The sequence below is a fragment of the Vagococcus fluvialis genome (assembly GCF_048815235.1).
Lineage (GTDB): Bacteria > Bacillota > Bacilli > Lactobacillales > Vagococcaceae > Vagococcus.
Window position 1 is genome coordinate 61,801 of the sequence record NZ_JBMEAO010000005.1, and the last position, 18,622, is coordinate 80,422.

Consider the following 18,622-nt stretch of genomic DNA (forward strand, 5'->3'; position numbering starts at 1 on the left):
AAACTCCTTTTAGTGTTTAAAATGTCTAACTTTAGTAAATACCATTGCAATCCCGTACTTATCTGCCATATCAATTGATTCTTGGTCTTTAATACTACCACCAGGTTGGATAATCGCTTTAATCCCTGCTTCACCAATAACTTCAACGCTATCTGACATTGGGAAGAATGCATCACTACCAAGAACTGCTCCGTCTAATCTTTCTTTGGCTTGATCAATAGCAATTTGGACTGATCCAACACGGTTCATTTGACCTGCTCCAACACCCAATGTTTGATGATTATTCGTCACAACAATCGCATTACTTTTAACATGCTTCACTGCTTTATAAGCAAATACTAATGCATCCCATTCTTCCTGAGTTGGTTGTCTTTTTGTCACCACTTCAAAGGCTTCAACTGGTTCTTTTAAATTGTCGTAATCTTGGACTAATAGACCACCTAAAACAGAGGTATATTCTTTTTTGGGTAGTACTGACATATCTGTCATATTTAACGTTAATAAACGAATATTTTTCTTTTGTGATAATAGATTAAATGCTTCATCAGAAAAACTTGGCGCAATAATAATTTCTAAGAAAATATCACTTAATTTTTCAGCTGTCTCTAAATCAACTTCTCGATTAAGAGCGATAATACCACCAAAAATAGAAACTGGATCACTATCATAAGCATTAGTGAAGGCTTCAAAAATCGTTTTGCCTAGTCCAATACCACAAGGGTTCATATGCTTGACTGCTACTGCTGCTGGTTCTTCAAATTCTTGAATAATTCTTAAACAAGCATCTGCGTCTTTAATGTTATTAAAAGATAATTCTTTCCCATGGAGCTGTTTAGCTGATGAAATAGCATAAGGTTTAGCTTGTTTATCTGTATAAAAACTTGCCTGTTGATGACTATTTTCTCCGTAACGAAGCGTTTGTTTTAATTCAAATGTTAAACTTAAGTTTTCTGGTGTCTCTAAACCAATCGACGTTGTTAAATAATCTGCAATCAACGTATCATAACTTGCTGTATGTCTAAAAGCTTTTGCTGCTAATGATTTTCTAGTATCTAAAGAGGTATTACCAGATTCTTTTATCTCATCTAAAATTTTTGTATAATCACTAGCTTCGACAACTACAGTCACACTTTCAAAGTTCTTACTAGCACTTCTCAACATACTTGGTCCACCAATATCAATGTTTTCAATAATTTCTTCTTCTGAAACTCCCTCTTTTTCTAAAGTCTCTTTAAAAGGATATAAATTCACACATACTAAATCAATGGGCTTAATGTGATGTTTTTCCATAGTTTCAACATGTTCTTTGACTTGTCTTTTACCAAGTAATCCACCATGAATCATTGGATGAAGGGTTTTAACACGGCCATCTAACATTTCTGGAAAATGAGTGACATCCTCAATATTTAATGTGGCAACACCTGCTTCGTCTAAAGCTTTTTGTGTTCCTCCTGTTGAAATAATCTCATATCCTAAAGAAGCTAACTCTTTTGAAAATTCTACAACGCCTGTTTTATCAGATACGCTAATCAGTGCTCGTTTTGTTGTCATTCTACTACATTCTCCCTTATAAAATCGGCAATTGTTTTAGGGTAAAACTCATGCTCTAACTTATGTATTCTATTCGTTAATTCATCTAAAGTTTCTCCTGAAAGCTTAGATAATTTTTTTTGAAAAATAATCGGTCCCGTGTCCACACCTTGGTCCACTAGATGGATCGTAATGCCTGTTTCAGTATCTTCCGAATGAAATGCGTCTTCTATACCGTGTGCTCCTGGAAACTTCGGTAATAGTGACGGGTGAAGATTAATAATCCGATTAGGAAATGCTTCTAATAAATCCGCCCCTAAAATCTTCATGTACCCAGCTAGGACAATTAAATCTATTCGTGCTTCTCTTAATAAGTGAATAATTTGTTGTTCATAATCTGACTTACTTTCTGTTTTCTTTTTAGGTAAAACAAAGTAAGGAACACTTTCTACCTCCGCCCGTTTAATCACAAAGGCATTAGGTTGATCACAAAATAAACAAACTAATTCTCCTGGTATTTCCTTATTTTTAAAGCTGTCGCATAAAGCTTGGAAATTAGAGCCACTTCCTGAGGCAAAAATAGCTACTCTCATTTTGATACCTGTGTAAAACTAATCTCTTCTTCCTGCTTCACAGAAACGTGACCAATTTCGTAATAAACTTCATTATTAGCCGTTAATATCTCTTTTACTTGGTCTACTTTAGTTGGTGATACAGCCATTACCATACCTATTCCCATATTGAATACCTCATACATTTCCATATGAGATAATTTTCCTAACTTTTCCATTAACGAAAAAATTGAAGGGATTTCCCATGAACCTAGCTTAACTTCAACAGCTAACTCATCCGTTAACATACGAGGTAAATTCTCAACAAATCCACCACCTGTTACGTGAGAGATACCATTGACTAATCCTTTTTGAATTAATGGTTCCATGCTTGATACATAGATACGTGTTGGTTCCAGGAGTACATCTCCCAATCTTTTTCCATCTAATTCTTCAAAAATCGTTTCAAGAGAAAAATCATTATCTTTAAAAAAGATTTTTCTGACTAAAGAAAAGCCATTCGAATGGATACCACTTGAAGGTAAACCAATTAAAATATCACCAGCTTTTACTTTTTCTGGAGTCAATAACTCTTTTTTCTCAGCTATTCCAACTGAAAAACCTGCTAAATCATAATCATTTTCAGCATACATACCTGGCATTTCAGCTGTTTCCCCGCCGATTAAAGCCATATTACCTTGAACACAACCTTCTGCCACACCTTTAACAATTTGCTCGATTTGTTCTGGTTTATTTTTTCCAGTTGCTAAATAATCTAAAAAGTATAACGGCGTTGCGCCTTGCGCTAATATATCATTCACACACATTGCCACACAATCGATTCCAATGGTATCATGTTTATCTGCTTCAATGGCTAGAAGTAATTTAGTCCCCACACCATCAGTTCCTGATACTAAAACAGGTTCTTTAATATCAAATCCGCTTAAATCAAAACAACCTCCAAAACCACCTAAAGCACCCATAACTCCCATACGTTCTGTTCGTTTAGCGTGTTTTTTAATGCGTTCTACTACTTCGTATCCTGCCTCAACGTCCACTCCAGCTTGTTTGTATGCATTTTCCATGATTACACTCCTTGCTCAACTAATAAATTTGGTTCATAATCGTATAATTTAGTTGGGTAATCGCCATTAAAGTACGCCATACAAAGACCTGTATAAGGCGCATCTAACTTTAATCCCACTGCGTCAATTAATCCTTCTTCACTTAAAAACTCTAAAGAATCAGCCCCAATATCTTCCTTCATTTCAGGAACAGTCATATTAGCTGCAATCAACTCTTTCTTAGATTCAATATCAATGCCGTAAAAACAAGGGTATTTTAATGGGGGAGCCGATATTCTAACGTGAACTTCTTTAGCTCCGGCTTTTTTTAACAACTTCACAATTCGTCTAATCGTTGTTCCTCGTACAATACTATCATCCACTAAAATAATTTTTTGACCTTCAACAACACCTCGAACGGCAGAAAGCTTCATACGAACGCCTTCTTCTCGTAATTCTTGAGTAGGCTGAATAAATGTACGACCGACATACTGATTTTTAATTAACCCCATTTCATAGGGGATACCGCTCACTTCAGCATAACCGCTTGCTGCTGAAAGAGACGAATTAGGAACACCAATCACCATATCAGCTTCAACTGGACATTCTTTAGCTAAGTTTTTTCCCATGCTTTTTCTAGCAGAGTGAACATTCACTCCTTTAATATTAGAATCAGGTCTAGCAAAATAAATGTATTCCATGGCACAAATAGCATATTGGGTTTCTGTTGTATAGGTATCAATCTCCATTCCTTTATCAGAAATAGTAATCAACTCACCAGGTTCAACATCTCTAACGAACTCAGCACCTATCGCATCTAGTGCGCATGTTTCGCTAGCAACAACATAAGAACCACTTTTCATTTGACCAATTGCAAGAGGGCGAAAAGCATTAGGATCTAAAGTAGCATACATCGCGTCTTCCGTTAGTAAAAGATACGCAAAACCACCTTTTACTTGGTTTAACGCTTCCTTTAGTCGTTCTTTAAAGGTCGGTGCTTCACTCTTTCTAATCAAGTGCATTAATATCTCAGTGTCTGAATTTGAATGGAAAATCCCACCCGTTTCTTCTACTTCACGCCTTAAACTTTGAGCATTCACTAAGTTACCATTATGAGCTAAAGCAAAATTGCCATCATAAAATTTAAACAAGAAAGGTTGGATATTATTAATACCACCTGATCCAGATGTCCCATATCTAACGTGTCCGATTGCTGCTTCTCCAGTTAATTCTTCTAAGTATTCAGGTTTGTCAAAAACTTCAGCTAATAAACCTAAATCACGATAGCCTTTTAATTCACCATTATCGTTAGATACAATTCCTGCTCCTTCTTGACCTCGATGCTGTAAAGAATGCAAGCCAAAGTAAGTTACTTTGGCTGCTTCTTGATGTCCCCAAATTCCGAAAATACCACATTCTTCATTTAATCCTCTTACTTCATAAGACATGGAATAGCTTCCTCCCATAATTGTTTGGCATTTAATACGTCAACTTGGATTGTTTGGTCTTTACATGCTAATTCAAATGTTGTTTCACTTGATGTTTCACCAAGTAAAGCAACTCTTTCTCCCATCAACTCTTCAAATTCAGCTTGGTTTGCTTTATTGATTGAAACAACAAAACGAGAAGGCGTTTCTGCAAATAAATAATTTGCTTCCTGTAAAAACGCACCCTTAAACCCTAGCTTATTTTTAAAACAAGATTCGATTAATGCAACGCCTAGTCCACCTTCTGAGCAGTCATGAGCACTTGCTACTAACTCTTTCTGAATACTCTCTAGTAATACTTGTTGGTTATCTTTTTCGACTGCTAAATCAAAATCGTTTAACACACCTTCAATTTTACCAGTCAACATTTTTTGGATTTCTGATCCATTAAAATCTTCTCGTGTATCACCTAAGACATAAACTAATTGGTCAGCTTCTTTAAAGTCTTGAGTTGTCACATGAGTAATATCGTCTACTAAACCAACCATCCCAATAACTGGTGTTGGGTAAACAGATTGGCCATTCGTTTCATTGTATAAAGAAACATTACCTGAGATAACTGGCGTATCTAATACTTTACAAGCTGCAGCAATACCATCTGCAGACGTACTTAATTCCCAGAATCCTTCAGGTTTATCAGGTGAACCATAGTTTAAACAATCTGTTAAGGCTAACGGTTTACCACCACTTGCAACGATATTTCTCGCAGCTTCAGCAACTGCCATTTTGCCACCAATTTCAGGATTCAAGTATAAATAACGACTATTACAGTCAGTTGTCATCGCTAATCCTTTATTCGTTCCACGGACTCTTAAAACTGCCGCATCACTTCCTGGACCAACTACTGTATTCGTTCTAACTTGAGAATCATAGGTTTCAAAGATGGTTTTCTTAGAAGCGATTTGAGGTTGTTGTAATAATTTAACTAGCGTCTCTGAAGCATCCTCTACAGTTGGTACAAAATTTTCTAACTGTTTAAACGCAGCAATACGAGCTGGTTCAGCCATTTCTTTTTGGTATTCTGGAGCATCCTCTGCTAAAGCATCAACAGGTAAATCAGCTACTTGAATCCCTTTATGGAATAATCGGTAATGCTTATCGTCTGTTACAATACCGATATTTACTGCTTCTAACCCGTATGATTTGAACAATTCAACGACTTGCTCTTCAGAACCTTTTTTGATACATAACAACATTCTTTCTTGAGATTCAGACAACATCATCTCATATGGAGTCATATTTGTTTCTCTTTGGGGAACATCATCTAAGTAAAGCTCTAAACCAGAACCTGCTTTTGAAGCCATTTCTGAACTTGAAGACACTAAACCAGCTGCTCCCATATCTTGAATTCCAACTAAAATGTCGGAATGATTTAAAATTAAATCAAGACAAGCCTCCATTAATAACTTCTCCATGAAAGGATCTCCTACTTGAACGGCTGAACGTTGTTGTTCCTCGCCCTCAGTGAATTCCTCTGAAGCGAATGTAGCTCCGTGGATACCATCACGACCTGTTTTAGCGCCCACATACATAATGGTATTACCCACACCTTTTGCTTGGCCTTTTTGAATATCTTTATGTTCAATTAAACCAACACACATAGCATTTACTAAAGGATTCCCTTCATAACAAGGGTCAAAACCAATTTCACCACCAACAGTAGGAATACCAATACAGTTACCGTATCCACCAATACCAGCAACAACTTGCTCTAATAAAAACTTAGTTCGATCAGTTGTTAGTTCCCCAAAACGAAGAGAGTTTAACATAGCAATTGGACGAGCACCCATACTGAAAATGTCTCGAATAATTCCACCGACACCAGTAGCTGCTCCTTCATAAGGTTCAACAGCTGAAGGATGATTGTGGCTTTCTGCTTTAAATACAACGGCTAAATTATCTCCAATATCAACAATCCCAGCACCTTCTCCAGGCCCTTGTAATACTTGCGCGCCACTTGTAGGGAATTTTCTTAAAACCGATTTACTATTTTTATAAGAGCAGTGCTCACTCCACATAACAGAAAATAAACCAGTTTCTGTGTAGTTAGGTAAGCGACCTAGAATATCCTCACTAATTAAGCGATACTCCTCATCTGTTAATCCCCATTCAGCATAAATACGTTTCTCTTTAACTTCTTCTGGTGTTATCTCATGAATGAATGTCATTAGTCTTTCCTTACCTTTCTTAAATAAGCAACCACTGATTCAAATAATTTTTTCCCTGAATCACTACCTAATAAGTCTTCCATCGCGCGTTCTGGATGTGGCATCATACCTAAAATATTTCCCTGTTTATTAGTAATGCCAGCAATATTTTCTAAGCTACCATTAGGATTAGTTGACTCATAAGTAAAAACAATTTGATTATTCGCTTTTAATTCTTTTAACGTTTCCTCATCACAATAATAATTACCTTCACCGTGCGCTATTGGTAATTTTAATACTTCATTCTCTTCATAAAGAGATGTGAATAAACTTTGATTACTTGCAACCTTCACTTCTTGTGTTTTACAAACAAATTTCAATGAATCATTTTTTAATAAGACACCTGGAAGTAGACCAGCTTCTGTTAAAATTTGGAATCCATTACATGTTCCAAAAACAGGTTTTCCTTCATTTGCAAAATCAATAACAGCTTCCATGACTGTTGAAAAACGAGCAATCGCTCCACATCTTAAATAATCTCCATAAGAAAATCCACCAGGAATTAAAATAGCATCATATTCCGATAAATCATTAGCTGTATGAGGAATATAGTCGACCTCTTCTTGAATCACATCTTTTATAGCTGTATATAAATCTATATCACAGTTTGAACCAGGAAAAACAATCACACCAAATTTCATTTTTAGTTAGCCTCCATTACTTCAACCTGAAAACTTTCCATGTTCACATTAGCTAATAATTGGTCTGCTATTTTTTCAGCTATTTTAATCGCTTCTTCTTCTTGAGTCGCTTCTACATTAAAATCAAAGAACTTGCCGATTTTAACATCTGACACAATACCATGACCTAAACGATTGATAGCACCTTGAATCACTTCTGCCTGTGGATCTAATACTGATTCCTTATAACCAACATATACTCTGACTTTAAACATTTTTACTCTCCTCTTTCTTGTAATCTTTTTAATATTTCTTCATAAACAGGAACAATTTCACCTAAATCTTTACGGTAAATATCTTTATCCAATGACTCACCTGTTTCTTTGTCCCATAAACGACATGTGTCTGGTGTAATCTCATCTGATAAAATAATATGACCTGTTTCATCTTTTCCGAACTCTAATTTGAAATCAACTAATGTAATGCCTATCTCGGTAAATAATTCTTGTAATAAAGTGTTGATTTTTAAGGCTTCTTCTTTCAAAAAAGCAACTTCTTCTTCAGAAGCTATCTTTAAAAATTTGATATGGGCTTCATTGATAAAAGGATCATCTAAAGCATCGTCTTTGTAATAAAATTCAATAATAGGAAAAGGAAGAATCTTTCCTTCTTCTACACCTAAACGTTTAACAAAACTACCTGTTGCTATATTTCTAAGAACGACTTCTAATGGAATTATCTCTACTTTTTTAACTAGTTGCTCATTTTTAGACAATTGTTTTAGCCAGTGATGAGCTACACCTCTTTTTGATAAATAAGAAAAAATATAAGATGTAATCTGGTTGTTTAAACAACCTTTTCCTATTACCTCATCTTTTTTCTTGCCATTTAAAGCTGTTGCTTGATCTAGGTATTCTAATCTTAGTTCATTAACTTTTTCTGTAGAATGTACGTTTTTAGCTTTACCTTGATATAAAACAGTTGAACTCATTCTTTTTTCATCTCCTATTAGTGATCTTTTTTAGTTAAAAACAAAAATATGTTCGTTAGTTCATTTTCAGTTTAACAACGATAATGTTGATAGTCAATTTTTTATTAACTTTTATAACAACTTTATCATTTATAGTTCGTGTTTAACTTTTAAATTACATACTACACATAAAGTGACATGTAAATGCCATAATAATACGAACAAAAAAAGAACTTCTTACGAAGTTCTTTTTCTAACTTTTATGATAAAAATCCATATAATAAGAATACCTGCACCTAATAAAACAATTTTGACAGAATAACTTTCTCCCGTTTTAGGTAAGTAGTTAGTAACTGGTTCATATTTTTTAGGACTATTGCTTGAATTAGAGGTATTTCCGTTATTTTTTGACCCTTTATTTTTATCCTCTGAATTCATAGTCGTTGCCTTATCACTTGAGCTTGATGAATCTTTTAATGTTTCTGAGTCACTATTACTTGTTGAGTCACTTGATGCTGCTGGTTCACTACTGCTTGTTGATTCACTTGATGTTTCCGAATCACTATTACTTGTTGACTCACTTGATGTTTCTGAATCACTACTGCTTGTTGACTCACTTGATGATTCTGGTTCACTACTACTTGTTGATTCACTTGATACTTCTGTGTCACTACTGCTTGTTGACTCACTTGATGTTTCTGAGTCACTACTACTTGTCGATTCGCTTGATTCTTCTGGTTCACTACTACTTGATGATTCACTTGATGTTTCTGAGTCACTACTACTTGATGATTCACTTGATATTTCTGAGTCACTGCTGCTTGTTGATTCGCTTGATTCTTCTGGTTCACTACTTTCAGTTGGTTTCTCTGAATCGCCTTTGGAGATGCCTTTTAATAATTCAAATTGATTATTTTCTTCAAACAGTACTCCCATTTGTAATAATAAGCGATCCTCACCAAATGAAGCATTTAATTGAATCCCTAATGGTAATCCTTGTTGTGACGTATACGTAGGTAAACTTAAAGCCGGTTCTCCTGTTAGATTGGCTAATTGAGTGTAAGGGGTATATGTCAACGCGTCTAACCACTGATCATAAATTAATTTTTTTCTATCTAGTGCTTCAAATGTATCGATTTTTTTCATTTTTTCTAAATTCTCTGGTGTAATTAACGGGTCTCCTACTTTAGGAGCAGTTGAAGCTGTTGTTGGTGTTAAATAAATGGGATACGTCTCATGGAAAGCAGCCATTTGTTCTGCTGCTTTTTGACTAAACGCCCAAGCTTCATCTACTTCATCTTTAGAAGTTACTTTTCCTGTTTGATACAGCGCCCAAGTCAGAATATCTACATCATCAATGGTAATTGGTCTTTTTAAGATTTGATTACCTAAGTATTCAGCTACTCCAGCTGAACCTGCAGCAATGGTGTAATAATTTTCCATTAACTTAATACCATCGATTTCAGGTTCTGCTTCTTCTACTTGAAATCCTTGTTCCTTTAAAAAAGTTACTGCTTCTTGTACAGCAGCTTCAGCATCTGCTGTTACTGGTGTTCCAACTGGAGATTTCGTAGAATAAGCTATTTTCATATTCTTTGATAGAGACTTATTTCCCATCCCAACTTTCTCATTTCTTAAAGCCTCAAATAAAAGAGACGTATCTTCAATTGTTTTAGTATTAGCAAAATGAACAACTTGTCCTTTTGCTGAGGTACTGTTGGCTTTTAACACTCCTCTAGATGGCTTTAATCCCACAACACCATTCCATGAAGCCGGTATTCTAATAGAGCCTCCCGCATCACTTCCAGAAGCAATCGGATTCATTCCTGAAGCCACACTTGCTCCTGCTCCACCAGATGAACCACCTGCTTGATACCCTGGATTCCACGGACTTCCTGTGGGTCCGTAAAGAGCAGAATCTGTAATATTACGCCAACCCATTTCAGGAAAATTAGTTTGACCAATAACAATAAAACCTGCTGATTGAAGAGCTTTAACAAAACTACCATTAGACCCTGCTAATTGGTCTTTAGCAAAAGGAAACCCATTTGAATTGGGCATGCCCTTCACTGTATGACCAAGACCTTTTACTAAAATTGGTACTCCTAAAAATGGTTGTCCGGTATCTTCTATTTGAGACGCTTCTAACAAAGCCTCTTCTTCTCTTAAACCAATCACAGCGTTTAATGGCCCATTTTTTGTTTTCACTTCTTTTAAAGCTTCTTTAACAAGTTCTTCACTAGTAACCTCTTTATTTCTGACTTTATCTGCTAATTCTTTAGCTGATAATTCTGAATAATTAAAGGATAACTCTTCTCCAAAGCTGATTCCTGGTACTAAGAATAAACCAAATAAAGCCACAGATAACACAATTTTTTTCATTCTAAACTTTTTCATGACACTACTCCTTTCAATCTTTTATAGTGTAACGAAAAAGAATAAAAAGTGTTATTTTACTGAATTTATGAGCTTATAGAATTTAGTAATTTATTTAAAAATATTGATATAGCAGCATCCTTTGAATACAATATTGTTTTCTAATTCTGATTTTTTACAAATCTAAGTTTTTTTCCTCACAGTAATACCCTTTACCACCTACATAAACATGAGATATTTTTTGTTGCTCATTCTGTTTTAACTTAACGAGTATTTCAGAAAGAGAATTTAAAGATGCTCCTTGCTCAAAAACATACAATTCTTTATGAATCGAATGCTTTTCAAATAAGTAACAAGCTAACGCTCCATTTGAAGTCCCTGTTGCTGCTTCTTCGTTAATATCATAAAGGGGAGCAAAATTACGACAAATGATACGTTCATCTTCAATTGCATATAAATGAGTTCCTATAACTTGATACTCAGCACTTAATTCTTTAATCTTATCAAAATCAGGTTCTAATTCATTTAGGCGTTGTTCTGATTTAATAGGAATCAAAATGTCTTTTAATCCTGTTGAAACAATTTGAATTGGATAGTCATCTTTAATAGTGTCTATCTCAAAACATTCCGTTAACTCTTCCTTAGATAACACCTCATAAAAAGTCGGTGCTGTTTGCTCCATAAAAATCATCTCATCGTTAATCTCAATATTTAACACACCACTTTTAGTTTCAATCGTATACTCTTCTTTTGCTAATTGCCCTAAATGCATAAGGACTGAAAAAGTGGCAATTGTGGCATGTCCACACAAATCAACTTCTTCTTTCGGTGTAAAGTATTCAATTTTATAATCAGCTATTTCTGAAGACGTAACAAAAGCAGTCTCAGCGTAACCCAACTCTTTAGCAATTTCTTTTTTATTTTTATTTGTTAAAGGCTCTGTCATAAAAACAACTCCTGCCTTATTACCACCTGCATTATTTTTACTAAAAGCACTTGCTACATGAACTTTCACTATCATTAAGACACTTCCTTTATAAAAAAAGAAAGCAACTAATTTCTAACTCTAATCAGTCAAAAAATGATTGCTTTCTTTATTCTTTTATTTTTTCTCTTTAAAACCTTGAGACTCTAATAATTCTTTACTAGCTTTCAGACTAACTCCATTTTTTCCGTTGCCTTCAAGCATAATACCTGGAACATTTTTAGCAGCATCAAAATCTAGTTTTTCGTAATCAATCGTTAATATTTCAGTCATATTTTTGTCAGTAAATTTAAGACTATGTTCAATCCCTTTAATACCCTCATATTCTTTTGCAATAGGACTATACATTTCTTCAGCCATCTTCTTGTCTTCAATACCGACTGTTTTAAAATCAACTTCATTATGAGCCGTTTGTTTAAATACTTTATCACCTTTATGATAATAAGTTAACTCTGCAGTAATCCCCTTTTGAATCTCCAATTCAAAAGTCGTTGTTTCTTCCTTACTACAAGCTCCTAATGTAACGATAAAACCAACTAATAACATTAATTTCCATAACTTTTTCATGTCAAATCTCCCCATATCTTTTTTCACAAAGTTGATTATAACCCAACTCGCTCAAAAATTGTATCAACTTGCTTAATATGGTAGTTGTAATCAAATGCATCAGCAATATCTTCTGGTGTTAATACTGATGTAATTTTTTCATCTTCTTCAAGAAGTGGTCTAAATTGTACTTGATTATCCCATGAATAAGCTGTTTTAGGTTGAACCAAATCATAAGCTTCCTCACGAGACATCCCTTTATCAATTAGTTTTAATAAAACGCGTTGACTATAGATTAAACCAAATGTCGCATCCATATTACGTTTCATGTTTTCAGGAAAAACTGTTAGATTTTTAACAATATTTCCAAAACGATTTAACATATAGTTTAAAAGAATCGTTGCATCTGGAATAATAATTCTTTCAGCTGATGAATGTGAGATATCACGTTCATGCCATAAAGGAACATTTTCGTATGCTGTTAACATATGTCCACGAATCACACGAGCTAATCCTGCCATATTTTCTGAACCTATTGGATTTCGCTTATGTGGCATTGCTGATGAACCTTTTTGACCTTTTGCAAAAAATTCTTCTACTTCACGTGTTTCAGACTTCTGTAAACCTCTAATTTCTGTTGCAAATTTTTCAATACTTGTTGCAATTAAAGCAATAGAAGATAAGTATTCAGCATGTAAATCACGAGGTAAAACTTGTGTTGATATATCTTGGGCACGAATCCCTAATTTTTCACAAACAAAAGCTTCAACAAATGGTGGTGTGTTAGCAAAAGTACCAACTGCTCCACTAACTTTACCAGCTTCAACACCGCGAGCTGCGTGTTCAAAACGCTCAATATTTCTTAACATCTCTGAGTACCATAATGCTAATTTTAAACCAAATGTTGTAGGTTCTGCGTGTACTCCGTGTGTTCTTCCCATCATTACTGTATTTTTATGTTCTTTGGCTTTTTCAGCTAAAATATCTTTAAAGTTGTTCAAGTCTTTTCTTAAAATATCATTGGCTTGTTTTAATAAATAACCATAAGCTGTATCAACAACATCAGTACTTGTTAAGCCATAATGAACCCATTTACGTTCGTCTCCTAAACTTTCTGAAACGGCTCTTGTAAAAGCTACTACATCATGTCTTGTTTCTGCTTCAATTTCTAAGATTCTTTCAATATCAAAACTAGCATTAGCGCGAATTTTAGCCGCATCTTCTTTAGGAATTTCACCTAACTCAGCCCAAGCCTCGTCAGCTAAAATTTCAACTTCCAACCATGCTTGATAACGATTTTGATCCGTCCAAATACTGCCCATTTCTTCTCGTGTATAACGTTCTAACATTGTAAATCCCTCTCTATTCCCAAATTTTAGTTGCTTCTACTTCTTGTAAAGTTTTATCAATATCACTTGTTAATATCGTAATGTGACCCATTTTACGTCCCTCTTTAACTTCACTCTTACCATAATAATGAAATGCCCAATCAGATTTTTCTTGTAGATAATCTTGGGACCTCAGCATTTCTTCACCTAATAAATTTAACATAATTACGGGCTGTTGTAGATAGATTTTTGGTAATCCCCAGTTACAAATTCCTCTTATATGGGCATCAAATTGGCTTATATTACATGCTTCAATAGAAAAGTGACCAGAGTTATGAGGTCTTGGAGCGATTTCATTGACTAATATCTCACCTTCTTTAGTCACAAACATCTCAATTGTCACAACACCTTGAATACTCAATTCTTTGGCAATTTTTAAAGCTAATTTTTCTGCTTCTCCATTTATTTCTTTATTTTTCCGACTTGGAGCAATAGATTGAAATAAAACATTATTTTTGTGGATATTTTCAGGAATTGGAAAAACTTGATAATCACCTTGTGCATTACCTGAGACAATCACAGAAATCTCCATATCAAAAGATATCCATGACTCTAACACGCAAACTTGGTTCGTCAATAAGGATATGGCTTCTGTGACATCTTCTTCAGATTTTAATACAATTTGGCCTTTTCCGTCGTAGCCACCTTGACACGTTTTTAACACAGCCGGATAAGATAATTGATTTAATCCTTCTAACAACTCATCTGTATTAGTAACGATAAAAAAGGGAGCTATAGGAACTCCTATTTCACTTAGAAATTCTTTTTCATGTTTTCGGTGCTGACTAATTTCTAATAACTTGATTCCTTGTGGTAGCTTATGTAATGGGACACTATTTTTCAAAGCTTCAGCATTAATATTTTCAAATTCGTATGTCACAACGGACACACATTTATTTAGTTCTTTTAAAGCTGATGTATCTTCGTAATCAGCTACTATCGACCAATCAGCTACTTGAGCTGCTGGACAATCACTAACAGGATCCAAAACGCCAACTTTGAAGCCCATTTCTTTTGCACTTAAAGCCATCATTTGACCAAGCTGTCCACCACCAACAATGCCAATAGTTTCTCCTGGTTTAATTAGATTAATCAAAGTTGGCCTCACTTTCTAACACGCTTTGTTTCATTTTTTCACGGTAGTCCATTAGCTCGCTTTCAAGCCTTTTATCAGCAATTGATAAAATTTGGGCTGCTAACAATCCTGCATTTTTAGCGCCTGCTGTTCCAATCGCTGTTGTTGCGACTGGAATGCCACCTGGCATTTGAACAATCGATAATAATGAATCCATCCCATTTAAAGCTTTTGATTGTACTGGAACACCTATCACTGGTAAAGTCGTCTTTGAAGCAACCATACCTGGTAAGTGAGCAGCCCCACCTGCTCCTGCAATAATAACTTTAATGCCTCTTTCTCTTGCTTCTTCAGAAAAAGCGAACATTAACTCAGGTGTTCGATGTGCCGATACTATTTTTTTTTCATATGAAATATTAAATTCATCTAAAATAATACATGCTTCTTTCATTGTTTTCCAATCAGAAATACTTCCCATAATTACAGACACGTCCATTACATTAAGCCCCTCTCTTTTTCTTTATTCTAACAAGTAAAAAATATGGGGTCAACAATAAAACGAATTTTAAACTCTTAATAATTATAAACGTTCGTTTTTAACTTCAGAAATGAACTTTTGATAATAAGATTCATATCTTTCTTTATTTTCTTGATTATAGAAAACTGGTTGAATTTCTGTATTTCGTAGTGTGGTACCTTTGCTTATTAAAGCAATCAATCCAAATGAAGGTTCTGCGTAAGGTGAGATAAAACATTTTCTGCCAATAACATCTGCTGTTAACTCTACTAAAGACTGATTACTAAAAAAGCCACCACTTAATGAAACACTTCTGTCGTCTAACTCAATAATGTTAGAAATCCATTTTGCATTTAACAGGATACCTTCTATCACACTTCTTAACATATCTTCTTTTGTATGACCAAGCCTTAAACCTAAAAATTCACCAGTCACTTCACTTGTCCATAAAGGAGCTCTTTCTCCTGAAATATAAGGTAAAAAAAGTACGCCACGACTTCCAATTGGAGATTTTTCTAAAATGTGGTCTAGTTGGTCATAAATTGAACTCTTTTCATAAAACATCTCACTTGCCCATTCTAATACCTTGCCACCATTATTAGTTGCACCACCAATTACCCAATATTCTTTGTTAACGTAATAACAAAAACTTTGTCCCTTATCATCAAGTTGACGATTTTTCGATAATTTTCGAACAGCACCACTCGTTCCAATGGTCAAACTATTTGTCGTTCCATTTGCCACATAACTAGCTAAACTAGCTAAACATCCATCACTTGCTCCAATGAACACTTGAGTATTTGTTGATAACCCTAACTTTTCAGCTACTTTATTATCAATCGGTGTACTCCAATCCGTATCGACTAATTTAGCTAATTGATTGGTTGATAACGATAAATAAGAAAGGATCTCCTCATCCCATGACTTAGATTCACTATTAAACAGACCGGTTGCTGAAGCCACAGAATAGTCAACAACTTCTTTTTTCGTTAGGTACATCATTAACCACTCTTTAATACCAAACCATTTAGAAACACTTGAAAACCAAACTTCTTTTTTAAAAGAAGCAATTTTAGCAAAAGGAGACATTTCATGAATTGGTGTGCCTGTTTTCAAATAAAATTCACGTGCTTTTTCTGTGTCTTTTTTAAATTTTTTCACCCATTTACTAGCTCTTTGATCTAACCAAATATACATCTCTTCAGAGTCTTGATTGTCAAAGACTGGCATCACACTGTGCATAGCAGTACTTAGTAAAATACTTTCTATCTTTTCTTGTGAACTTGTAAAAAAGAGAATCCCTTCTTGTACCTTTTCAATAATCTCATTTGGATGTTGATAAACTTTCCCATCGTTCTCGTAATAAGTTATCACCGGTATTTTTTTACTTTTAATTAAATCACTATGATAAAACAAATCAAACTTGATTTGTGTTGTTCCAACATCAATTGCTAATTGATACATACATTTCATCCTTTTTAAGTTAGTACCTTATTTTAGCATTTCTCTAACCCCTGAGCATACAAAAAAGAGTTTGCTGAAAATTTAGCAAACTCTTTATAGAATAACTATCGACTAATAATAACAACACCTATCATGATTAAAACAATTGATACAATTTTTAACGGTGTAATTTTTTCTTTGAATGTAAAATATGAAATAAATACTGTCCAAACATAAGTTAAGGACGTCATTGGAAAGGCAATTGAATAATCTAGATATTTAAATAAAACAATATTAGTAACAGCACTAACAATATATAAAAAACTTCCTAATAAAAGCCATTTATTAGTTATCGCTTTAACGACCGTCAACTCTGTTAACTCGTTCATCCCTTGTTTTAAACCTAAGGCACCAAAACTACCAGATAGTGTAGTTACAAGTAAGGTAATAACAATAATCACTAAATCAGACATTATCTTTACCTCCTTCATAACCTAATAAAGCAGAACCAGCAATAATAAATAAGGTTCCTAAAACTTTTGTTACTGTAATAGGTTCATTTAAGAAGATAGCTCCAAAGAATATGGATAAAGCAAAGCCAATACTCATCATTGGTTGTAAAATAGATACTTCACCGTATCTAAAAGCAATCATTAAAATAACCATCCCTAGACCTGCTCCAATAAATCCTAAGAAATAAAGGAAATAAGCCATACTATTACTTGTAGCATCTGCTCCAATTTTCCAAGCTAGCTGGCCTAAACTACTCATTGTTGCAGCTGCTATAATAAGTGTCATAGCAAGCTTCATATTTTTTTTCGTTTCCATTAATTTCCCTCCTCTAAATGAGTATCAATAAAATCGAAGACTTTATTAAAATAATTATCTTCCTCATAAATCCAAGAAGATAGATGGGGCGCATTTTCGATTAATAAACTATCAGAAACACCTTTAGTTGCTGCAAGATTCACCGCCATAGCTTCATAGGGAACAAACTTATCTTTTGTTCCATGAATAAATAATATAGGTCGTTCATTTTTAGCTAACTGATTCACACATGATGCGTCCTTTAACGAAAATCCCATTCTTTTTTTACAGAATAAATCAGCAAAAAATAAAATTGGCGTTGGTGGTAATTTTAGGGCTGATTTCAGCATATCTGAAAATTCTCCATAGACTGATGAATACCCACAATCTGCTATCAATAACTTCACTTGTGAAGGTAATTTATCTCCACTAGCCATCATAATAGTTGCCGCTCCCATAGAACCACCAAACAGAATAATTTCAGCATTTGGATGTTTAGACAGTAGTTGGTCAATCCAGAATTTTACATCCTCTTTTTCCAACCATCCCATGCCAATTTCTTCCCCAGTACTTTTACCGTGAGCTCTTAAATCAGGAACTAGCACATTAAAACCAGCTTCTGAAAATTTCAAGGTTGGAAAATTCATATCACGCTTGCCTGAAGAGCGATAGCCATGAACAGCTAAAATCCATTTATTAGACTCTGGATGTTTCATGAACTCTCTAGCAATCACAGTTTCATTTTTAAACTCCGCTGTGATTTCTGAAGTCAGTTCATTATCCCAAAACTGATGTCCTACTTCATTTTGTTTGTCCTCAATATCAGTATAAATAGTGCGCTCTTTATTGAAATTATCAGGATTTAACATTTTATGTCCTTTATTGACATACCACGTTGAATTTTTAAACAAGGCAGCATTAATAAAGAAGCTACCTGCATAAGCACATAGAGCGATTAGAATAACTAAAATAATGGCTAAAATAATATATAACACATAATCAATCCTTTCATTTATTTTATAGTTAAAGTGTACCATTATTCTTAAAAGTTAGCTG

At 34.4% G+C, this 18,622-nt stretch carries 18 protein-coding genes; all 18 read right to left on the reverse strand.

Going from position 1 to position 18,622, the window contains the following annotated elements:
- Nucleotides 1-9: 9 nt before the first annotated feature.
- The 18 genes from purH to ACODH8_RS04625 all read right to left on the reverse strand — a co-directional run bounded on the left by purH (nt 10) and on the right by ACODH8_RS04625 (nt 18,561).
- The gene (purH, locus tag ACODH8_RS04540) at nt 10-1,551 is read right to left on the reverse strand and encodes a bifunctional phosphoribosylaminoimidazolecarboxamide formyltransferase/IMP cyclohydrolase (RefSeq protein ID WP_332464638.1); all 1,542 of its coding nucleotides are present in this window, start codon (nt 1,549-1,551) and stop codon (nt 10-12) included.
- Nucleotides 1,548-2,123, reverse strand: coding sequence for a phosphoribosylglycinamide formyltransferase (purN, locus tag ACODH8_RS04545; RefSeq protein WP_332464637.1), 576 nt, complete (start codon nt 2,121-2,123; stop codon nt 1,548-1,550). Before purN ends, purH begins: the two co-directional genes overlap by 4 nt.
- A complete protein-coding gene (gene purM, locus ACODH8_RS04550) occupies nt 2,120-3,166 on the reverse strand; it encodes a phosphoribosylformylglycinamidine cyclo-ligase (protein WP_332464636.1) in 1,047 nt (348 codons plus the stop codon). Before purM ends, purN begins: the two co-directional genes overlap by 4 nt.
- Nucleotides 3,167-3,168: 2 nt before the next feature.
- A complete protein-coding gene (gene purF / locus ACODH8_RS04555; protein WP_332464635.1) occupies nt 3,169-4,593 on the reverse strand; it encodes an amidophosphoribosyltransferase in 1,425 nt (474 codons plus the stop codon).
- Nucleotides 4,578-6,800 (reverse strand): phosphoribosylformylglycinamidine synthase subunit PurL, encoded by a 2,223-nt coding sequence (gene purL / locus ACODH8_RS04560; protein WP_332464634.1) that lies wholly within the window; start codon nt 6,798-6,800, stop codon nt 4,578-4,580. The genes purF and purL overlap by 16 nt, the downstream gene beginning before the upstream one ends.
- A complete protein-coding gene (gene purQ / locus ACODH8_RS04565) occupies nt 6,800-7,480 on the reverse strand; it encodes a phosphoribosylformylglycinamidine synthase subunit PurQ (protein WP_332464633.1) in 681 nt (226 codons plus the stop codon). The genes purL and purQ overlap by 1 nt, the downstream gene beginning before the upstream one ends.
- Nucleotides 7,481-7,482: 2 nt before the next feature.
- Nucleotides 7,483-7,734, reverse strand: coding sequence for a phosphoribosylformylglycinamidine synthase subunit PurS (purS, locus tag ACODH8_RS04570; protein ID WP_332464632.1), 252 nt, complete (start codon nt 7,732-7,734; stop codon nt 7,483-7,485).
- Between the two features lie 2 nt (nt 7,735-7,736).
- The gene (gene purC / locus ACODH8_RS04575) at nt 7,737-8,450 is read right to left on the reverse strand and encodes a phosphoribosylaminoimidazolesuccinocarboxamide synthase (protein ID WP_332464631.1); all 714 of its coding nucleotides are present in this window, start codon (nt 8,448-8,450) and stop codon (nt 7,737-7,739) included.
- 216 nt (nt 8,451-8,666) lie between these two features.
- A complete protein-coding gene (locus ACODH8_RS04580; RefSeq protein ID WP_332464630.1) occupies nt 8,667-10,826 on the reverse strand; it encodes an amidase family protein in 2,160 nt (719 codons plus the stop codon).
- 154 nt (nt 10,827-10,980) lie between these two features.
- On the reverse strand, nt 10,981-11,826 hold the full coding sequence (locus ACODH8_RS04585; protein ID WP_332464629.1) for a PhzF family phenazine biosynthesis protein: 846 nt from the start codon (nt 11,824-11,826) through the stop codon (nt 10,981-10,983).
- Between the two features lie 81 nt (nt 11,827-11,907).
- Nucleotides 11,908-12,357 (reverse strand): YehR family protein, encoded by a 450-nt coding sequence (locus ACODH8_RS04590; RefSeq protein ID WP_332464628.1) that lies wholly within the window; start codon nt 12,355-12,357, stop codon nt 11,908-11,910.
- A 35-nt stretch (nt 12,358-12,392) separates the two neighbouring features.
- Nucleotides 12,393-13,685, reverse strand: coding sequence for an adenylosuccinate lyase (purB, locus tag ACODH8_RS04595; RefSeq protein ID WP_332464627.1), 1,293 nt, complete (start codon nt 13,683-13,685; stop codon nt 12,393-12,395).
- A gap of 13 nt (nt 13,686-13,698) precedes the next feature.
- Nucleotides 13,699-14,820: a 5-(carboxyamino)imidazole ribonucleotide synthase gene (purK, locus tag ACODH8_RS04600; protein ID WP_332464626.1), complete on the reverse strand. Its 1,122-nt coding sequence runs from the start codon at nt 14,818-14,820 to the stop codon at nt 13,699-13,701.
- Nucleotides 14,813-15,295: a 5-(carboxyamino)imidazole ribonucleotide mutase gene (gene purE, locus ACODH8_RS04605; RefSeq protein ID WP_332464625.1), complete on the reverse strand. Its 483-nt coding sequence runs from the start codon at nt 15,293-15,295 to the stop codon at nt 14,813-14,815. Before purE ends, purK begins: the two co-directional genes overlap by 8 nt.
- Before the next feature lie 84 nt (nt 15,296-15,379).
- Entirely contained in the window at nt 15,380-16,780 is a 1,401-nt protein-coding gene (locus ACODH8_RS04610; protein WP_332464624.1) for a gluconokinase, read from the reverse strand.
- 104 nt (nt 16,781-16,884) lie between these two features.
- Nucleotides 16,885-17,232 carry an EamA family transporter gene (locus ACODH8_RS04615; RefSeq protein WP_420517579.1) on the reverse strand — a complete coding sequence of 116 codons (348 nt, stop codon included), beginning with the start codon at nt 17,230-17,232 and terminating at the stop codon, nt 16,885-16,887.
- Nucleotides 17,225-17,587 (reverse strand): EamA family transporter, encoded by a 363-nt coding sequence (locus ACODH8_RS04620; protein WP_332464622.1) that lies wholly within the window; start codon nt 17,585-17,587, stop codon nt 17,225-17,227. Before ACODH8_RS04620 ends, ACODH8_RS04615 begins: the two co-directional genes overlap by 8 nt.
- Nucleotides 17,587-18,561 carry an alpha/beta hydrolase gene (locus ACODH8_RS04625; protein ID WP_332464621.1) on the reverse strand — a complete coding sequence of 325 codons (975 nt, stop codon included), beginning with the start codon at nt 18,559-18,561 and terminating at the stop codon, nt 17,587-17,589. The genes ACODH8_RS04620 and ACODH8_RS04625 overlap by 1 nt, the downstream gene beginning before the upstream one ends.
- Nucleotides 18,562-18,622 lie beyond the last annotated feature (61 nt).